Genomic DNA, 14,428 nt, shown 5'->3' with positions numbered 1-14,428 from the left:
TGCGGAAGCTCACCCTCTCATGATCCTACACGTTCTACTGCTCGGCCTCGGACTCGGTGCGATCTACGCCGCGTTGGCGACGTTGCGCGTCCATCTCTACGTCACTTTTCTGATCCTGTTTTTGAGTGCCGGGCCGTTGAGCTACCTCGTCTTTCGAGAAGAGCACGAATAGGCGTCGGAGGACACGCCCGAGCCCCTCCGATAGGCAAAGGGCGTGACCGCTGAAGCGGTCACGCCCTCTTCACGCAGGTCGAAAAGGGAGTGGTTCGGTCAGCGCGGGCCGCCACCGCGGCGCATAGCGATTTCCTGACCTTCCTGGTTTACCGCACCCGAGGGAGCGTTCCGCTCATTGGGGACTGGATACATGCCCTCGTTTGCGGTGCGCGAGGACGGCCGGCCGTCGGCCGGGTTCCCGGCCGCGCGTTTCAGAGCAAGGGCCCGGCGGGCCCCGGAGACCGTCCGGCCGCGAGCGTCGGCGTTGCGGCGGCGCTCATGCTCCTTGCTGACGCGCTTCACCGCCGCGGCGAGCAAAGCGGCCTTCTCGCGGGTGCCGGAGTTGTCGGAGGCCGGGTTCGCTCCGGACGGGGCAGCCTTGCCACGCAGCTCGCGCCTCTGGCGGCGCGACACGTCGCGCGCGCGGTCGCGGCGTTCGCGGAGCAGGCGGATCAAGTCGGGCAGGGCCTTGTCGTCTTCCGCATCCAGCTCCGGGTGATGCGAGCGCTTCACCAACTCGGTCTCGCCGGCATCCAGCAGCCGTTCCTCACGGCGTCGCGATACGGACATGGTCTCTCCCGGTTCCTTCAAATCGTCTGCGATGGGAGCGGCGGAGCCCGTAGCGCCGGCGCTCGAAGGCCAACCCGTCGGTTCCGCGAAGGTTGCCTCGGCCTGCACTCGAGGATCGCGTCGACGTCATCTCGGCACCGCTGACACGCTCTCCGCTCCAACCGGGGCCATGAACGGCCAACTTCCGGTCGCATCCGGAAACCGTCCCATCGGCGCGGCGTTGGTCCCTCACTCGGACGCCAGCCGGCCCGGCACGGAAGCGGGAAACCACCATGACCATCACGCGCACGGTTTGGGTTGGCCTTGTGGTCACGGGCGTCGGCCTTGGCGGTGTACCCGCTCTGGCCCAGACATCCGGCGGCACCGGATTGCCTTCTGGCTTCACCGCGCCCGGCCTTCCCTTCGGCCCGACTTCGTCGGTTGCGACGGTGGCGTCGCCAAGTCCGACCATGGCCCTTGCCAATCCCGGCGGCCTGAGTTTCGGCGGCGCCTCCCGCGTATCCGGCCTCGGCGCGTCCACACCGTCCAGTGGCAATGCCGGGGGTTTGAGCTTCGGTGGCGCGGCCGCGACGGCCGTCGGCGGCTCCGGACTGCGTTCGGCGGGCGGCGGGGCCCTGGGGCGCCGCCCCCTCGACGACGTGGTCGCCAATTCCGGATCGGGCGGGGGAGGGGGTGCGCCGGCAAGTGCCGGCATCGCCGGTGGTGCAGGCTTTTCCCGCAGACCGACCGATGCTTATTTCGACCCGCTCTCCGGCTCCGGCCTGCGCTGACGGCATGGAGTGGTGTCTCCGGCCGGGATGTCCACACTCTGAACCGGCCTCGGTAAGGTCTCGTTAACCCTATCGATGTGTTCTATCTTCGTTCTCATGCCGAGTCGGAGAAAGATGATGCTCAAGCCCCAGAGTGCCGAGCGGAGCCAAGGCACATTCACACCCGCGGCAGATCTCGACCCCGAGCGGACCGCCTCCTGCCCCGTGGAGGACATCGCTCAGGCCTATCTCCGTTGCACGAATGGCGACGCAGGCATCGCGTTGCGTTGCGCGATCACCGATGCCCTGTCCGATCTGATGGAGGCCGAGCGGCGCGACCGTGAGAACAGCCGTCTCATCTCGCGCGGCTTTGTCCGCAACACACGGCCGCATTGGTAGCGATTTGGGGCGTGGCGGTGGGACGCACCGCTTGAAGCGGGGCCGGAAGGGGGCATTTCGAGGGAACGATGTTTGGGACAAACGCTATGCGCCTGCCTCTCCTCACGATTCTCGCGAGCTTCTCCCTCGCCGCTGCGTCCTCGGCGGCACGGGCGGATCTCCTCATCGCGGTCGATAAGGATGCGCAGCGGATGAGCGTGGTCGTCGATGGAACACCGCTCTACGATTGGCCGGTCTCGAGCGGAGTCGCGGGGCACGATACGCCGAACGGCAGCCACCGCCCGTTCCGTATGGAGAAGACGCATTTCTCCCGCGAGTGGGACAACGCGCCGATGCCGCACGCGATCTTCTTCACGCAAGTCGGCCACGCGATCCACGGCACCACGCAGACCCGCCGCCTCGGTCACGCCGCCTCGCACGGCTGCGTCCGCCTCTCCCAGCGCAACGCCGCGACGCTCTTCACCCTGGTGAAACAGCAGAAGATGGCCAACACCCGCGTCGTCATTGAGGGCAGCGTCGGCGATGCCCCCCCGGTTGCCGAGACCCAGCGCCCAGATCGGACGCGTTCGGCCGGCCCGGGCTATGACGAAGGCGTGGTCGCTGTGCGCTCCCGGGGACAAACCTGGGAGGATGAGGCCTATAGGGCGCCTGTGCGCCGCCGCTACCCGAATGCGTTCGACGATGGATATGGCTCGGGCGTCGGGTATGGCGATCTGTATTGAGGGCCGAGCGATCTAAGGCCCTGAAGGTCGAATGATCCCAGCGCAATCGCTGGGTGAAGTCAGCGGTCCGTGGTGCATGAACGACGTCTCGCGCTGACGGACGGACGAATCGCGTCGTCGTCGCGGATCGGTCGGGCTGAAAAGTCCCGGCTGTCGCTCAATTCGAGGCCGTCGCGCCCGTCACCCGCCACACCGCATTGCCGACGTCGTCCGTCACGAGAAGCGCACCGGCCTTGTCGATCGCAACGCCGACGGGCCGCCCCTGGGCCTTCTCGTCGGCGTTGAGGAAGCCGGTCAGCACATCGACCGGGGCGCCGGCTGGCTGGCCATCCTTGAAAGGCACGTAGATCACCTTGTAGCCGCTCTTCGGCCGGCGGTTCCAGGATCCGTGCTGAGCGACGAAGAGACCGCTCTTCCAGGCATCCGGAAGGCTCGCTCCCTTCGCGAAAGCAATCCCCAGCGAGGCGGTGTGGGTGCCGACGGCGTAATCGGGGGCAATCGCCTGCTTCACCTTCTCAGGCTGCGGCGGCTGCACCCGTTCGTCCACGTGCTGACCCCAGTAGCTCCACGGCCAGCCATAAAAGGCACCCTCCTTCACGCGGGTGACGTAGTCCGGCACGAGGTCGCTGCCGATCTCGTCGCGCTCGTTCACCGCGGTCCACAGGTCGCGCGTCACCGGTTCGAAGGCGAGGCCGTTGGGGTTGCGCAGGCCGGTGGCGAATTCGCGCATCGCCTTGGTGGCGATGGTGTATTCCCAGATCGCGGCGCGGCCCTTCTCGATATCGAGGCCGTTCTCGCCGACATTGCTGTTCGAGCCGACGGTCATGAAGAGCTTTTGTCCGTCGGGGCTCGCGACGACGTTCTTGGTCCAGTGGTGGTTGATGCCGGCGGGCAGATCGACAACCTTTTCGGGCCTCGCCGTGATCTCGTTCTGGCCCTCAGCGTAGGGCACACGAACCAGCGCGTCGGCATTGGCGACGTAAAGGTCGGACCCGACAAGCGCCATGCCGAAGGGCGATGTGAGCCCCTTGAGGAAGACGTGGCGCTCTTCGGCCACACCGTCCCCGTCCCGGTCGCGCAGCAGCACGATGCGGTCCGGGCTCGCGCCGCCGGCGCCGGCGAGACTCTTCACCTTGTCGGCCACCCAATCGGTGACGCCGGTCGAGTGGTCGCCGGATTTCGGTGCCTGGCTCTCGGCGACGAGCACGTCGCCATTGGGCAGCACCAGGGGCCAGCGCGGATGGTCGAGACCCGTCGCGAAGGCAGCGACGCTCAGGCCCTCCGCCGCTTTCGGCTTAGCGCCCTCCGCCCAGCGTGCAACGCGGGCGATGTTGACGGTCGGCATCAGCGTCGGGTTCGGGGCCGGCAGGGCCGGGCTCGATCCGCTGCTCGCCGCCACGTCGAGCGAGGCGGATTCCGGGTAGACGACGAAACGCAGGAACGCCGCCCCTCCAAGCAGGAAGACGGCGAGTGCGGCAAGGCCGACCTTGGCGGAGGTACGCATCGAAAACCCTGCGAAAACGGATCAGGCGGCGGTGGCGGCCGGTTGCACGGCCGCCTCGTCGGCGCCCGGATGGCGGCGGCTCGAATAGTAGAGCCCGATTGCGTTCCAGAACGCGTCGCGCTGCTCGAGGGTGAAGCGTTGGAGCGAGGCTTCCAGCGCCGTGCGCCCGGCCGCGGTCGCTTCCTCGCGCATCCGCTCGTCGAAGGCGGCGGGGGATTCCGAACGCGTTTCCTTCATGGTCCGGCCCTTCGCTGACGTTGCTCCAATGCTGTCAACGCCCAAGGTCGAGACTCCGTTCAATGCCGGTCGCGCGAGGACAGCGGAGGGCGAGCGTGTGCCAAACGACACACCACCCCGGATTCGATGCCCAGGCTTAACAGTTTCTTTGCTCCTGTGGGCGGAATGGTCCAGCTTGGTTACCCAGCGTCGTTAGCCTTCAGGAGCCTGCATGCGAGCCGACCGGACCCTCCGTCTCCTCTGCCTTTCTGGGCTAGCGCTGACCGGTTCGGGTCTGGGGGGATGCGGTCTGTTCCCGCATCAGGCTGAGCTGACCACGGGCTCGATTGCGGCGAACGCCAAGGTCGTGCAGGCGCCGACCGCCGCCGACAAGGAGTGCCTTGCCCGGGCGATGTACTTCGAATCGAACCGCAGCGACGAGGACGGGCTGCTCGCCGTCGGCACGGTGGTGATGAACCGCCTCGACGCGCCGGCCTATCCCGGCCGGATCTGCGAGGTCGTCGGACAGAAGCGGCAATTCGCCAACGGCGTGCTGACGAAGCCCGTCCGCGATCAGGACCGGCCGCGGCTGGAGCGGGTCGCCGACGCGCTGCTCTCGGGCAAGCGCCACGACGGGGTGGGGCCGGCGCTGCACTTCCACACGGCGGGCTACAAGTTCCCGTACAACAACATGCACTACGTCGTCGCGGCCGGCGGCAACGTCTTCTACGAGAAGAGCGACCGGGAGGGTTATCTCCCGGCAGTCCAGCCCCGCGCCGTGGTGCAGACCGCCACCGGCCGCCTGATGCCGCTTCAGGTCGCCGCCGCGACTTCGGGCATGATCGGCCTTCCGCTCACCGGCCGCGTCCAGCCGACGCTGACCGCTGAGTACACCGCCCCGACGGCACCCGAACTGCGCATCCCCGGCCCGGCCCGCTACGCCTCGGCTCCCGGCCGCGACAAGCATTAAGAACGATCAATCGACGGGGTTACGGCCGGCAGGGCAATCGCTCGAAGCCGCTGTGGCGGCTTCGCGGTGCGAAGAGCGCCTCACGGAGCGGGCTTTTCAGGACTTGGTCCTGGAAAGCATCGAGCGGAGCGGAAGCCTGAGCCCGCGGAAGCGGGCGCCGGCGATTGAGGCAAGCCAACAAACGAGGGCAATCGCTTCAAGCGATTGCCCTGTTACGGCCGGGGCGGGTTGTCGCCCCCGCCCTATGCGTAACCTCCGCAAGGCCTTAAGTCAGGGGTGCGGCCGGGTTGCCCGGTCCGGCTTCCGTGAGGCTCACCCCGCATCGCCATGGCCGTCGTCCTCGATCTCCTGAACAAAGACACCCGGCCCAAGCTGGATGCGCCCGCGCGTCCGCGCCATCCCGAGAAGGCGCACCGGCCGGACACCGCCATCCAGCGCAAGCCGGACTGGATCCGGGTGAAGGCTCCGGGCTCGAAGCTTTGGGCCGAGACCAAGGACATCGTCCGCGCCAACAACCTCGTCACGGTCTGCGAGGAAGCGGGCTGCCCGAATATCGGCGAGTGCTGGGAGAAGCGGCACGCCACCTTCATGATCATGGGGGACACCTGCACCCGTGCCTGCTCGTTCTGCAACGTGCGCACGGGCCTTCCGGCGGCGCTCGACGAGGCCGAGCCGGAGAAGGTCGCCGAGGCGGTGGCCAAACTCGGGCTGCACCACGTCGTGGTCACCTCGGTTGATCGCGACGACCTGAAGGATGGCGGCGCCGAGCATTTCGCGCGCACCATCGCTGCGATCCGCCGGGCGAGCCCCGGCACCACCGTCGAGATCCTGACGCCCGACTTCCTGCGTAAGCCCGGCGCCCTCGAAGTGGTGGTCGCGGCCAAGCCCGACGTGTTCAACCACAATATGGAGACCGTGCCCGGCAAGTACGTGACCGTGCGGCCCGGCGCCCGCTACTTCCACTCGGTGCGCCTGCTGCAGCGGGTGAAGGAACTCGATCCGACGATCTTCACCAAGTCCGGCATCATGGTCGGACTCGGCGAGGAGCGGAACGAGGTCGTGCAGCTCATGGACGATCTGCGCTCGGCAGAGGTCGACTTCCTCACCATCGGCCAATATCTGCAACCGACCCGCAAGCACCATGAGGTCGTGCGCTTCGTGCCGCCGGACGAGTTCAAAGCCTACGAGACCACGGCCTATGCCAAAGGCTTCCTGCTGGTCTCGGCGACGCCGCTCACGCGCTCGTCGCATCACGCCGGCGAGGATTTCGCCCGGCTGAAGGCGGCTCGTCTGGCCAAGCTCGGGCCCGCACCGCTGGCTGCCAGCATCCGCGCCGTCAACGCCTGAGACCGAATGCCATCCTTCCGCATCACGAGGAACGTGCGTCACTCGGCGACGCAGATGTATGACCTCGTCGCCGACGTCGAGCGCTACCCTGAGTTCCTCCCCCTCTGTGAATCGCTGCGGGTTCTGCGCGACGCGGAGGGACCGAACGGCACGGTTGTGCGGGTCGCGGAGATGGGCGTCGGCTACAAGGCGATCCGTGAGCGCTTCACCACCCGCGTCAGCCTCGACCGCGAGAACCGCAAGATCGTCGCCGAATACATCGACGGTCCGTTCAAGCATTTGGAGAACCGCTGGTCCTTCCGCGATGCCGAGGGCGGGGGCTGCGAGGTCGATTTCTTCATCACCTACGAGTTCAAGAGCCGGACGCTCGGCATCCTGATGGGCACGATGTTCGACCGTGCCTTCCGCAAGTTCACCGATGCCTTCGAGGGCCGCGCCGCCAAGATCTACGGCGCGCCGGCCTGACACCCTCTCCGATCCGGTCAGTTCGACCTATCTCAGCGTGCGAGAAACCGCCCCGCCCGCGCTTCGAGCAGGCGCACCAACGACGGCTCTATGAAGACATAGTCGTCGCGGACATCGAGGCAGACGATCCGGGCATGCCGGAGCGCCGGTCCGAAGCGACGCATCAGCTTGCGCCGATGCGCGCGCTCCATCACCACGATAGTCTCGGCCCAGGCGAGGTGATCGGCCTCCACAGGCTCGTCCGCGTCATCCGAGACACCCGCCGAGGCCGTCTCCAGGCCGAGCCATCGCGAGAAAATCTGCTCCGCGGTCGGGCTGCGGGCGCGCGCCCGACCGCAGACGAACAGGACCCTCACGCGCTCTCCGCCAGCGCCGATTGCCGCTCGAACAGGGCGCGGTAGGCCCCGTTCGGGCGCCGCATCAGCGCGGCGTGCGGACCGTCCTCGACGACGCGGCCCCGGTCGAACACGAGGATGCGGTCGAGGGCGCGCACCGTCGAGAGACGGTGGGCGATGACGATCGCCGTTCGCCCGCGCATCAGCCGCTCCATCGCCTCCTGCACCAGCGCCTCCGATTCGGAATCGAGGCTGGACGTCGCCTCGTCCAAGATCAGAATCGGCGCATCCGCGAGGAAGGCGCGGGCCAGCGCCACCCGCTGCCGCTCGCCCCCGGAGAGCTTGACGCCGCGCTCGCCCACCAGCGTGGCGTAGCCTTTCGGCAGCCGCGCGATGAAGTCGTGGGCGTTGGCAAGCCGCGCTGCCCGCTCGATCTCTTCGGGCGAGGCGCCGGGCCGGGCGTAGGCGATGTTCTCGGCGAGCGAGCGGTGGAACAGCACCGGCTCCTGCGGGACGATGGCGACCTGCGCCCGCAGGCTCGCCTGCGTCGCGCCCGCCACGTCCTGCCCGTCGATGAGCACCTGCCCGCCGCTCACGTCGTAGAGCCGCTGGACCAGCTTGACGAAGGTCGTCTTGCCCGACCCCGAGCGCCCGACGAGACCGACGCGCTGCCCGGCCGGAATCGTCACCGACAGCCCGTCATAGAGCGGCGTGCCGTGGGTGCCGTAGTGGAAGCGCACCGCGTCGAAGCGGATCGCGCCGCCGTTCACGGTGAGCGGCACCGCGCCGGGGCGGTCGGCGACGCCCACCGGCTCGGCTTCGAGGGCGACCAGTTCCTCCATCTCGTTGACCGAGCGTTGCAGGTGGTTGATGTGCCCGCCGATGTCGCGGAGATAGCCGTGCACCACGAAGTAGGTGGTGAGCACGTAGGCGACCTCGCCGGGGCTGGCTTGGCCCTGCCACCACAGCCACAGCGCCGTTGCGACAATGGCGCTGCGGAAGGCCAGAAGCAGCCCGAGCTGAATCGTGCCGCTCCAAGTCACGATCATCCAGGTGCGCCGGGTGCGCCGCCGCCACTTCGACAGGACGCGGGCGAGCCGCGCGTCCTCCCGCGCCTCGGCGCCGAACGCCTTCACCACCGCGTTGTTGCCGATCGTATCGCTGAGGGCGCCGCCGAGCCGCGTGTCGAGGGCGTTCGAGAGCGTCGCCGCAGGTGCGATCACCCGCGTCGCCAGGAACACGGCGGTACCGACATAGGCGAGCGCGCCGATCCCGATCACCGCGCCCATCGCCGGCCAGTGCAGGCCGAGCACCACCGTCGTCCCCGCGAGCACGACGACGGAGGGCAGGATCGAGAGCAGCAGAACGTCGTTGAGCCCATCGAGCGCCCACATCCCGCGCGAGATCTTGCGAACGGTGGAGCCCGAGAAGGTGTTGGCGTGCCACTCGGTCGAGAAGCGCTGGACGCGGGCGAAGCTCTGGCTCGCGATGTCGGACATCGTGCCGAGCGTCAGCGGCACCACGAGGCTCCAGGCGACATGGCGCAACAGCACCGTCGCGAGGCTCAGAGCCGTCATGACGGCAAAGGCCGGCAGCGCGGCTTGGAGAGCAACGTGGCGCTCGGCACCGGCGAGCGCATCGACGAGGCGCCCGGCATAGAGCGGCAGCATCACGTCGGCCAGCGTGGCGAGCGTGATCGCGGCCACAAGGGCGGAAACGAGGCCGAGCCGTTGGCGCCAGCCGCGGACGACGAAGGCGAGGACGCGGCGGACAACGTCCGCGCGGCGGGGAGAAGACAGGGACATGGCAGTGCCCGACGACGAAGCGTCGGCTCCGAAAGACGCGGACGCCGCGAAATGAAGAGCGCGGGCCGGCGAGGTCAGATCGGGGAGGGTGCGTGAGCCGCGAGAGCCGTCAGGCCGGGCGGCGTGGGAATACGCCTAGGCGATTCCAGCAGGCGCTACAGCGATTCCTGCACGACGGAAGACGATGCGGATAACCATGCTGCGCCTCCCTGTTCGAACGCGACCAAATCGACGGGTAACGGACGAAGCTCTGATTCGCAACGTCCAGTACGGGTCGGCGCAACCCTTCGACTTTCTGGAGAGCGGCAGAGACGAAATCTGAAACCACGGGCACCCGTGGGCTGTTGCACCGACATCTTCTCGTTTGGCGGCGTGATCCGTCTCCCATCATTGCCTCTGTCCGGCATAGCGGAGAAAATATTGTCTCCGACCGAGGCGAAGACAGCGCGCGGCAAGCAGGCTACCAGCAGCGCCAAAGGCGATTCGTCATCGTCGAGGAAATCGCTCGACATGACGATTGGGAGTTATGATGACGCGAACCGCAGGTCCCCCGTCGAACCTGACCTGGCAGCCGCTGCAACCGCGCGAGAGACGTTGCGCGCAGATGGGGCAGCGGCCGGCCATCGCCTGGCTGACGGGTTTGTCCGGTGCCGGCAAATCGACCATTGCCGATGCGGTCGATCGCGCGCTGACGGAGGCCGGCCGTTGCACCATGGTACTCGATGGCGACAACCTGCGTCAGGGCCTCAATCGCGATCTCGGCTTCACTGCGGCCGACCGCATCGAGAACATTCGCCGTGCCGCCGAGGCCGCACGCCTCATGGCGGAGGCCGGGCTTGTGGTGATCGTCTCCCTGATCTCGCCGTTTCGAGCCGAGCGTGCCGAGGCCCGAGCGATCGCGGGCGACATCCCCTTCCTCGAAGTGTTCATCGACACGCCACTCTCGGTCTGTGAGGCCCGCGATCCGAAGGGCCTCTACGATCGGGCACGAGCGGGCCAGATTCCCAATTTCACCGGAATTTCAGCCCCCTACGAGGCACCGACCGAACCGGACCTCGCGCTCCAAACCCGCGACCACGCCGTCGCGGAATCCGCCGAGCCGCTCATCACCGCGCTGCTGTGTTTGAGCGCCCACGCACCGGGCGGGGCGGCGTAGCGCGGCTTACCGTTCAGAAGATGAGCGCGACCATCGGTTCCATCCCCTGGTCGCGCGCGACAGCCGGGCTAATTGAAACGCTTCCAGAGAGGATGCGGGCCTGGGAGCCGTCTTTCGCATGACGTTTCGTCTGACGCTGACCGTCAACGGTGAGCCGCGCGCAATCGAACTCGACGATCCGCGCGTCACCCTCCTCGACCTCTTGCGCGAGCGACTCGCCCTCACGGGCTCGAAGAAGGGCTGCGACCGGGGCCAGTGCGGCGCCTGCACCGTTCTGGTGAACGGGCGGCGGGTCAACTCTTGCCTCGCGCTCGCCGTGAGCCTCGACGGGGCGGAGGTTCTGACCATCGAAGGCTTGGCGGTGGGCGATCAGCTCCACCCGGTCCAGGCCGCCTTCATCGATCATGACGGCTTCCAGTGCGGCTTCTGCACGCCGGGGCAGATCATGAGCGCCGTCGGCCTGATCCGCGAGGGCCATGCGGGCGACGATCCCGAGCGGGTGCGCGAGGGGATGAGCGGCAATCTCTGCCGTTGCGGGGCCTATATCGGCATCACCGAGGCGGTCCTCGACGCCCAGGCCCGCAGCGCCGGTATCGGGCAGGGAGACGCCGCGTGAATCGTTTCGATTACATCCGCGCCGGCAGCATCGCCGAGGCCGTTGCCGCGGCTGCCGAGCCGGGCGCGGCCTATCTCGCCGCCGGCACTAACCTGCTCGACCTGATGAAGGGCGGCATCACCCGACCCGGCCGCCTCGTGGATGTCACGCATCTGCCCGGCCTCGACCGGATCGAGCAGGGGCCGAATGGCGGCGTCCGCATCGGCGCGCTCGTGCGCAACAGCGACCTCGCCTACGATCCGCACGTGTCGAAAGCGCACCCCGCCGTGGCGGAAGCCCTACTGTCGGGGGCCTCGGCGCAATTGCGCAACGCGGCGACGGTGGCCGGCAACCTGCTGCAGCGGACCCGCTGCCCCTACTTCTACGACCCGGCCAGCGCCTGCAACAAGCGCGAACCCGGTGTCGGCTGCGAGGCGCGCGGCGGCGAGACGCGGCTCCATGCCGTGCTCGGTTGGAGCGAGCACTGCATCGCCACCCACCCCTCCGATTTCTGCGTGCCGCTGGTCTCGCTCGACGCGACCGTCGAGATCGAGGGCAAGGCCGGCACCCGCGAAGTACCGCTCGAAGCACTCTACCGTCTGCCGGAAAACCGGCCGGACCGGGAGACCGTTCTGGAACCCGGCGACCTCATCGTCGCCCTGCGCCTGCCGGCGGATGCCGCGGGCTTTGCCGGGCATTCCCGCTACCTCAAGGTCCGCGACCGCACCTCCTACGCCTTCGCCGTGGTCTCGGCCTCGGCCTCGCTGCGGCTCGACGGCGGCCGGATCGACGAGGCGCGGATCGCGCTGGGCGGCGTCGCCCTCAAGCCCTGGCGCGCCCGCGCGGCCGAGGCGGTGTTGGCCGGCGCGGAACTGAGCGAGCGGAGCTTCCGGGAGGCGGCCGACGCGGCTCTGGCTGAGGCTCGGCCCTCCGGCGACAACGCCTACAAGATCGAGTTGGCCCGCCGCCTGATCGTGCGGGCCCTGACGCTGGCCGCCGCCGGCACCCCGGAGCGCATGCCGGCGCTTCCGGCCTCCGCCTTCTCGGGAGACGCGCTCCATGCCTGACATCGCCTACGAGCAGGCCCGGCACGGGTCGAGCATCGGCCAGCCGCTGACCCGCCGCGACGGCCTTCTGAAGGTCACCGGGCAGGCGACCTACGCCGCCGACAACCGGCCGGAAGGCTTGCTCCACGCGGTGGTGGCGGTGAGCCGCATCGCCCGCGGCCGGGTGGCCGGTCTCGACGTCGCGGCGGCCAAGGCCCATCCCGGCGTGGTCGAGGTGATGACGGGCGCCAACGCGCCGCGGCTCGCCCAGGACCCGGACGCGAAGGACAACCCCTTCATGTTCCGGCTCGATCTGCTGCAGAACGACCGCGTCCGCTACGCACACCAGCCGATCGCGGTGGTGATCGCGCAGACGCTGGAAGCCGCGACCGAGGGCGCCGAACTGCTGGCGCCACGCTACGAGGTAGATCCGCCGCGCATCGGGCTCGATGCGGAAGAGCCACAGGAGCCCGAGGGCGTCGGTGCGGGCGACAAGACGATCGTGTCGCGCGGCGATGTCGAGGCCGGGCTGGGACAGGCCGAGCGCCGGGTCGAGGCGACCTACGAGACGCCGGCGCAGTATCACAACGCCCTCGAACCCCACGCCGTCGTGGCGCAATGGGACGGAGACCGGCTCATCGTCGATACGCCGAGCCAGGGCCTCGCCATGGCCAAGATGCGGCTCGCTGGCCTGTTCGGGCTCAACCCGAAGAACATCCTGGTCCGCTCGCCCTTCCTCGGCGGCGGCTTCGGCTCGAAGGGGTTTCTCTCCGGGCCGCAGGTTCTCGGTGTGATGGCGGCCAAGCTCGTCGGCCGGCCGGTGAAGCTCGTGCTGCGTCGGGAGCAGATGTTCGGCCCCGTCGGCCACCGCGCCGAGACGCGCCAGACGCTGCGGCTCGGCACCGACGCGTCGGGCGCGCTCACCGCCCTCGACCACCACACGCTGACGGCCACGAGCCGCTTCGACGACTTCTACGAGCCGGCCAGCGCCATCTCCCGCTACCTCTACGCCGCCCCCGCACTCTCGACGCGCCATTCCGGCGTCCGGGTCGATACCGGCACGCCGCTCTTCATGCGCGCGCCCGGCGAGGCTTCGGGCAGCGTCGCTCTGGAGGGCGCCATCGACGAGATGGCGGAAGCCTGCGGCCTCGACCCGCTCGAATTCCGCCTGAAGAACTACGCCGAGGACGAGCCGATCTCAGGACGGCCATTCTCCTCGAAGGCCCTGCGCGAATGTTACGCGCAGGGTGCCGCCCGCTTCGGCTGGGACAAGCGCCCCCCGGCGCCCCGCTCGATGCGTGATTCCGCCGGGCGCCTCGTCGGCTACGGCATGGGCACCGCCCTGTTCCCGGCCCTGATGATGCAGGCGGAGGCGCGGGCCGAGATTCGCGCCGACGGCACCGGCACGGTGGCGCTCGGCGCCCACGACATGGGGCAGGGCGCCTGGACCGCGCTGGCCCAGATCGCCGCCGACGGCCTCGGGATCGACCTTGCGCAGCTCGATTTCCAGAGCGGCACGTCGGACCTGCCGAATGCCGGCATCGCCGGCGGCTCGGCCCACACCGCCACCGCCGGTACGGCGATCCATTCCGCCGCCGCCGCGGTGCTGGCCCAACTCGCGGATCTCGCCACCAACGACGAGCGCTCGGCCCTCTATGGCGCCGGCAATGCGGGCGTCTACGCCCGCGGCGGCCGGCTCGTGCGCCGGGACGACGAGGGCCGCAGCGAGTCGTTCTCGGAGATCCTGAACCGGGCCGGCCGCGCGTCGGTCTCGGCGCAGGGACAGGGCGCCGCCGATCCGGCCGCGCGCGAGGCCTACGCCATGCACGCCCACGGCGCGGTCTTTGCCGAGGTCAGCGTCGATCCCGATCTCGGCCAGATCCGCGTCACCCGCCTCGTCGGCGCGTTCGCAGCTGGACGAATCGTCAACCCGCGCCTCGTCACGAGCCAGTATTACGGCGGCATGATCTGGGGGGTGTCTTTCGCGCTCCACGAGAACGCCGTGGTCGATCCCCGCTCGGGACGCGTGATGAACGCCAATCTCGGCGAGTACCATGTGCCCGTGAACGCAGACGTGCCGTCGATCGAGGCGATCCTCGTGGACGAGCACGACCCGCACGTGAACCCGCTCGGCATCAAGGGGGTCGGCGAGATCGGCATCACCGGCACGGCGGGTGCCATCGCCAACGCAGTGTATCACGCGACGGGGATCCGGGTGCGCAAGACGCCGATCACGCTGGATCGGTTATTGGGGTGACGATGCTGAGGGTGGGTCGCCCACTCGCGCCCCCATCCTGAGGTGCCGCGAGGCGGCCACGAAGGATCTTCCAGTCCCC

At 68.7% G+C, this 14,428-nt stretch carries 16 protein-coding genes; 11 read left to right on the top strand and 5 right to left on the bottom strand.

Going from position 1 to position 14,428, the window contains the following annotated elements; translation table 11 throughout:
- The first annotated feature begins 19 nt into the window (after positions 1 to 19).
- The gene (locus J2W78_RS14975; RefSeq protein ID WP_253371736.1) at positions 20 to 172 is read left to right on the top strand and encodes a hypothetical protein; all 153 of its coding nucleotides are present in this window, start codon (positions 20 to 22) and stop codon (positions 170 to 172) included.
- Between the two features lie 98 nt (positions 173 to 270).
- Here J2W78_RS14975 and J2W78_RS14970 read toward each other — a convergent pair whose 3' ends face one another.
- Positions 271 to 783: a hypothetical protein gene (locus J2W78_RS14970; RefSeq protein WP_301288848.1), complete on the bottom strand. Its 513-nt coding sequence runs from the start codon at positions 781 to 783 to the stop codon at positions 271 to 273.
- A 272-nt stretch (positions 784 to 1,055) separates the two neighbouring features.
- Here J2W78_RS14970 and J2W78_RS14965 point away from each other — a divergent pair, with 272 nt between their 5' ends.
- From J2W78_RS14965 to J2W78_RS14955, 3 genes are all read left to right on the top strand, one after another.
- On the top strand, positions 1,056 to 1,553 hold the full coding sequence (locus tag J2W78_RS14965; RefSeq protein ID WP_253371732.1) for a 1,3-beta-glucanase: 498 nt from the start codon (positions 1,056 to 1,058) through the stop codon (positions 1,551 to 1,553).
- A 117-nt stretch (positions 1,554 to 1,670) separates the two neighbouring features.
- Entirely contained in the window at positions 1,671 to 1,931 is a 261-nt protein-coding gene (locus tag J2W78_RS14960; protein ID WP_253374050.1) for a hypothetical protein, read from the top strand.
- Between the two features lie 86 nt (positions 1,932 to 2,017).
- Entirely contained in the window at positions 2,018 to 2,653 is a 636-nt protein-coding gene (locus J2W78_RS14955) for a L,D-transpeptidase (RefSeq protein WP_253371730.1), read from the top strand.
- A 157-nt stretch (positions 2,654 to 2,810) separates the two neighbouring features.
- Here the strand turns inward: J2W78_RS14955 and J2W78_RS14950 are convergent, their stop codons facing one another.
- Entirely contained in the window at positions 2,811 to 4,157 is a 1,347-nt protein-coding gene (locus tag J2W78_RS14950) for a PQQ-dependent sugar dehydrogenase (RefSeq protein ID WP_253371728.1), read from the bottom strand.
- A gap of 21 nt (positions 4,158 to 4,178) precedes the next feature.
- Positions 4,179 to 4,394 (bottom strand): hypothetical protein, encoded by a 216-nt coding sequence (locus J2W78_RS14945; RefSeq protein WP_253371727.1) that lies wholly within the window; start codon positions 4,392 to 4,394, stop codon positions 4,179 to 4,181.
- A gap of 211 nt (positions 4,395 to 4,605) precedes the next feature.
- Between J2W78_RS14945 and J2W78_RS14940 the strand changes: the two genes are divergently transcribed.
- The 3 genes from J2W78_RS14940 to J2W78_RS14930 all read left to right on the top strand — a co-directional run bounded on the left by J2W78_RS14940 (position 4,606) and on the right by J2W78_RS14930 (position 7,155).
- Positions 4,606 to 5,343: a cell wall hydrolase gene (locus J2W78_RS14940; RefSeq protein WP_253371725.1), complete on the top strand. Its 738-nt coding sequence runs from the start codon at positions 4,606 to 4,608 to the stop codon at positions 5,341 to 5,343.
- Between the two features lie 327 nt (positions 5,344 to 5,670).
- The gene (gene lipA, locus J2W78_RS14935) at positions 5,671 to 6,690 is read left to right on the top strand and encodes a lipoyl synthase (RefSeq protein WP_253371723.1); all 1,020 of its coding nucleotides are present in this window, start codon (positions 5,671 to 5,673) and stop codon (positions 6,688 to 6,690) included.
- Between the two features lie 6 nt (positions 6,691 to 6,696).
- Positions 6,697 to 7,155, top strand: a complete 459-nt coding sequence (locus J2W78_RS14930; protein WP_253371721.1) for a type II toxin-antitoxin system RatA family toxin — start codon at positions 6,697 to 6,699, stop codon at positions 7,153 to 7,155.
- 32 nt (positions 7,156 to 7,187) lie between these two features.
- On the opposite strand, the gene J2W78_RS14925 is transcribed toward J2W78_RS14930, so the two are convergent.
- Entirely contained in the window at positions 7,188 to 7,511 is a 324-nt protein-coding gene (locus J2W78_RS14925) for a low molecular weight protein tyrosine phosphatase family protein (protein ID WP_253371719.1), read from the bottom strand.
- A complete protein-coding gene (locus J2W78_RS14920; RefSeq protein WP_253371717.1) occupies positions 7,508 to 9,295 on the bottom strand; it encodes an ABC transporter ATP-binding protein in 1,788 nt (595 codons plus the stop codon). Before J2W78_RS14920 ends, J2W78_RS14925 begins: the two co-directional genes overlap by 4 nt.
- A 529-nt stretch (positions 9,296 to 9,824) precedes the next feature.
- On the opposite strand from J2W78_RS14920, the gene cysC reads away from it, so the two are divergent.
- The 4 genes from cysC to J2W78_RS14900 all read left to right on the top strand — a co-directional run bounded on the left by cysC (position 9,825) and on the right by J2W78_RS14900 (position 14,349).
- The gene (gene cysC, locus J2W78_RS14915; RefSeq protein WP_253371715.1) at positions 9,825 to 10,451 is read left to right on the top strand and encodes an adenylyl-sulfate kinase; all 627 of its coding nucleotides are present in this window, start codon (positions 9,825 to 9,827) and stop codon (positions 10,449 to 10,451) included.
- A 118-nt stretch (positions 10,452 to 10,569) separates the two neighbouring features.
- The gene (locus tag J2W78_RS14910) at positions 10,570 to 11,067 is read left to right on the top strand and encodes a (2Fe-2S)-binding protein (RefSeq protein WP_253371713.1); all 498 of its coding nucleotides are present in this window, start codon (positions 10,570 to 10,572) and stop codon (positions 11,065 to 11,067) included.
- Complete coding sequence (locus tag J2W78_RS14905) at positions 11,064 to 12,113, top strand: FAD binding domain-containing protein (protein ID WP_253371711.1); 1,050 nt, start codon at positions 11,064 to 11,066, stop codon at positions 12,111 to 12,113. The genes J2W78_RS14910 and J2W78_RS14905 overlap by 4 nt, the downstream gene beginning before the upstream one ends.
- On the top strand, positions 12,106 to 14,349 hold the full coding sequence (locus tag J2W78_RS14900; protein ID WP_253371709.1) for a xanthine dehydrogenase family protein molybdopterin-binding subunit: 2,244 nt from the start codon (positions 12,106 to 12,108) through the stop codon (positions 14,347 to 14,349). Before J2W78_RS14905 ends, J2W78_RS14900 begins: the two co-directional genes overlap by 8 nt.
- The last annotated feature ends 79 nt before the right edge of the window (positions 14,350 to 14,428 follow it).

The organism is Methylorubrum extorquens (genome assembly GCF_024169925.1).
Taxonomy (GTDB): domain Bacteria; phylum Pseudomonadota; class Alphaproteobacteria; order Rhizobiales; family Beijerinckiaceae; genus Methylobacterium; species Methylobacterium extorquens_A.
This window is presented reverse-complemented; position numbering and strand designations above follow the sequence as displayed.

Excerpts from the sequence above, each read along its gene's own strand:
- J2W78_RS14900 (WP_253371709.1), top strand. The coding sequence starts at position 12,106 with ATGCCTGACATCGCCTACGAGCAGGCCCGGCACGGGTCGAGCATCGGC.
- J2W78_RS14910 (WP_253371713.1), top strand. The coding sequence starts at position 10,570 with ATGACGTTTCGTCTGACGCTGACCGTCAACGGTGAGCCGCGCGCAATC.
- J2W78_RS14950 (WP_253371728.1), bottom strand. The coding sequence starts at position 4,157 with ATGCGTACCTCCGCCAAGGTCGGCCTTGCCGCACTCGCCGTCTTCCTG.
- J2W78_RS14930 (WP_253371721.1), top strand. The coding sequence starts at position 6,697 with ATGCCATCCTTCCGCATCACGAGGAACGTGCGTCACTCGGCGACGCAG.
- J2W78_RS14920 (WP_253371717.1), bottom strand. The coding sequence starts at position 9,295 with ATGTCCCTGTCTTCTCCCCGCCGCGCGGACGTTGTCCGCCGCGTCCTC.
- J2W78_RS14940 (WP_253371725.1), top strand. The coding sequence starts at position 4,606 with ATGCGAGCCGACCGGACCCTCCGTCTCCTCTGCCTTTCTGGGCTAGCG.
- J2W78_RS14970 (WP_301288848.1), bottom strand. The coding sequence starts at position 783 with ATGTCCGTATCGCGACGCCGTGAGGAACGGCTGCTGGATGCCGGCGAG.
- J2W78_RS14965 (WP_253371732.1), top strand. The coding sequence starts at position 1,056 with ATGACCATCACGCGCACGGTTTGGGTTGGCCTTGTGGTCACGGGCGTC.
- J2W78_RS14960 (WP_253374050.1), top strand. The coding sequence starts at position 1,671 with ATGCTCAAGCCCCAGAGTGCCGAGCGGAGCCAAGGCACATTCACACCC.
- J2W78_RS14975 (WP_253371736.1), top strand. The coding sequence starts at position 20 with ATGATCCTACACGTTCTACTGCTCGGCCTCGGACTCGGTGCGATCTAC.
- J2W78_RS14945 (WP_253371727.1), bottom strand. The coding sequence starts at position 4,394 with ATGAAGGAAACGCGTTCGGAATCCCCCGCCGCCTTCGACGAGCGGATG.
- J2W78_RS14955 (WP_253371730.1), top strand. The coding sequence starts at position 2,018 with ATGCGCCTGCCTCTCCTCACGATTCTCGCGAGCTTCTCCCTCGCCGCT.
- lipA (WP_253371723.1), top strand. The coding sequence starts at position 5,671 with ATGGCCGTCGTCCTCGATCTCCTGAACAAAGACACCCGGCCCAAGCTG.
- cysC (WP_253371715.1), top strand. The coding sequence starts at position 9,825 with ATGACGCGAACCGCAGGTCCCCCGTCGAACCTGACCTGGCAGCCGCTG.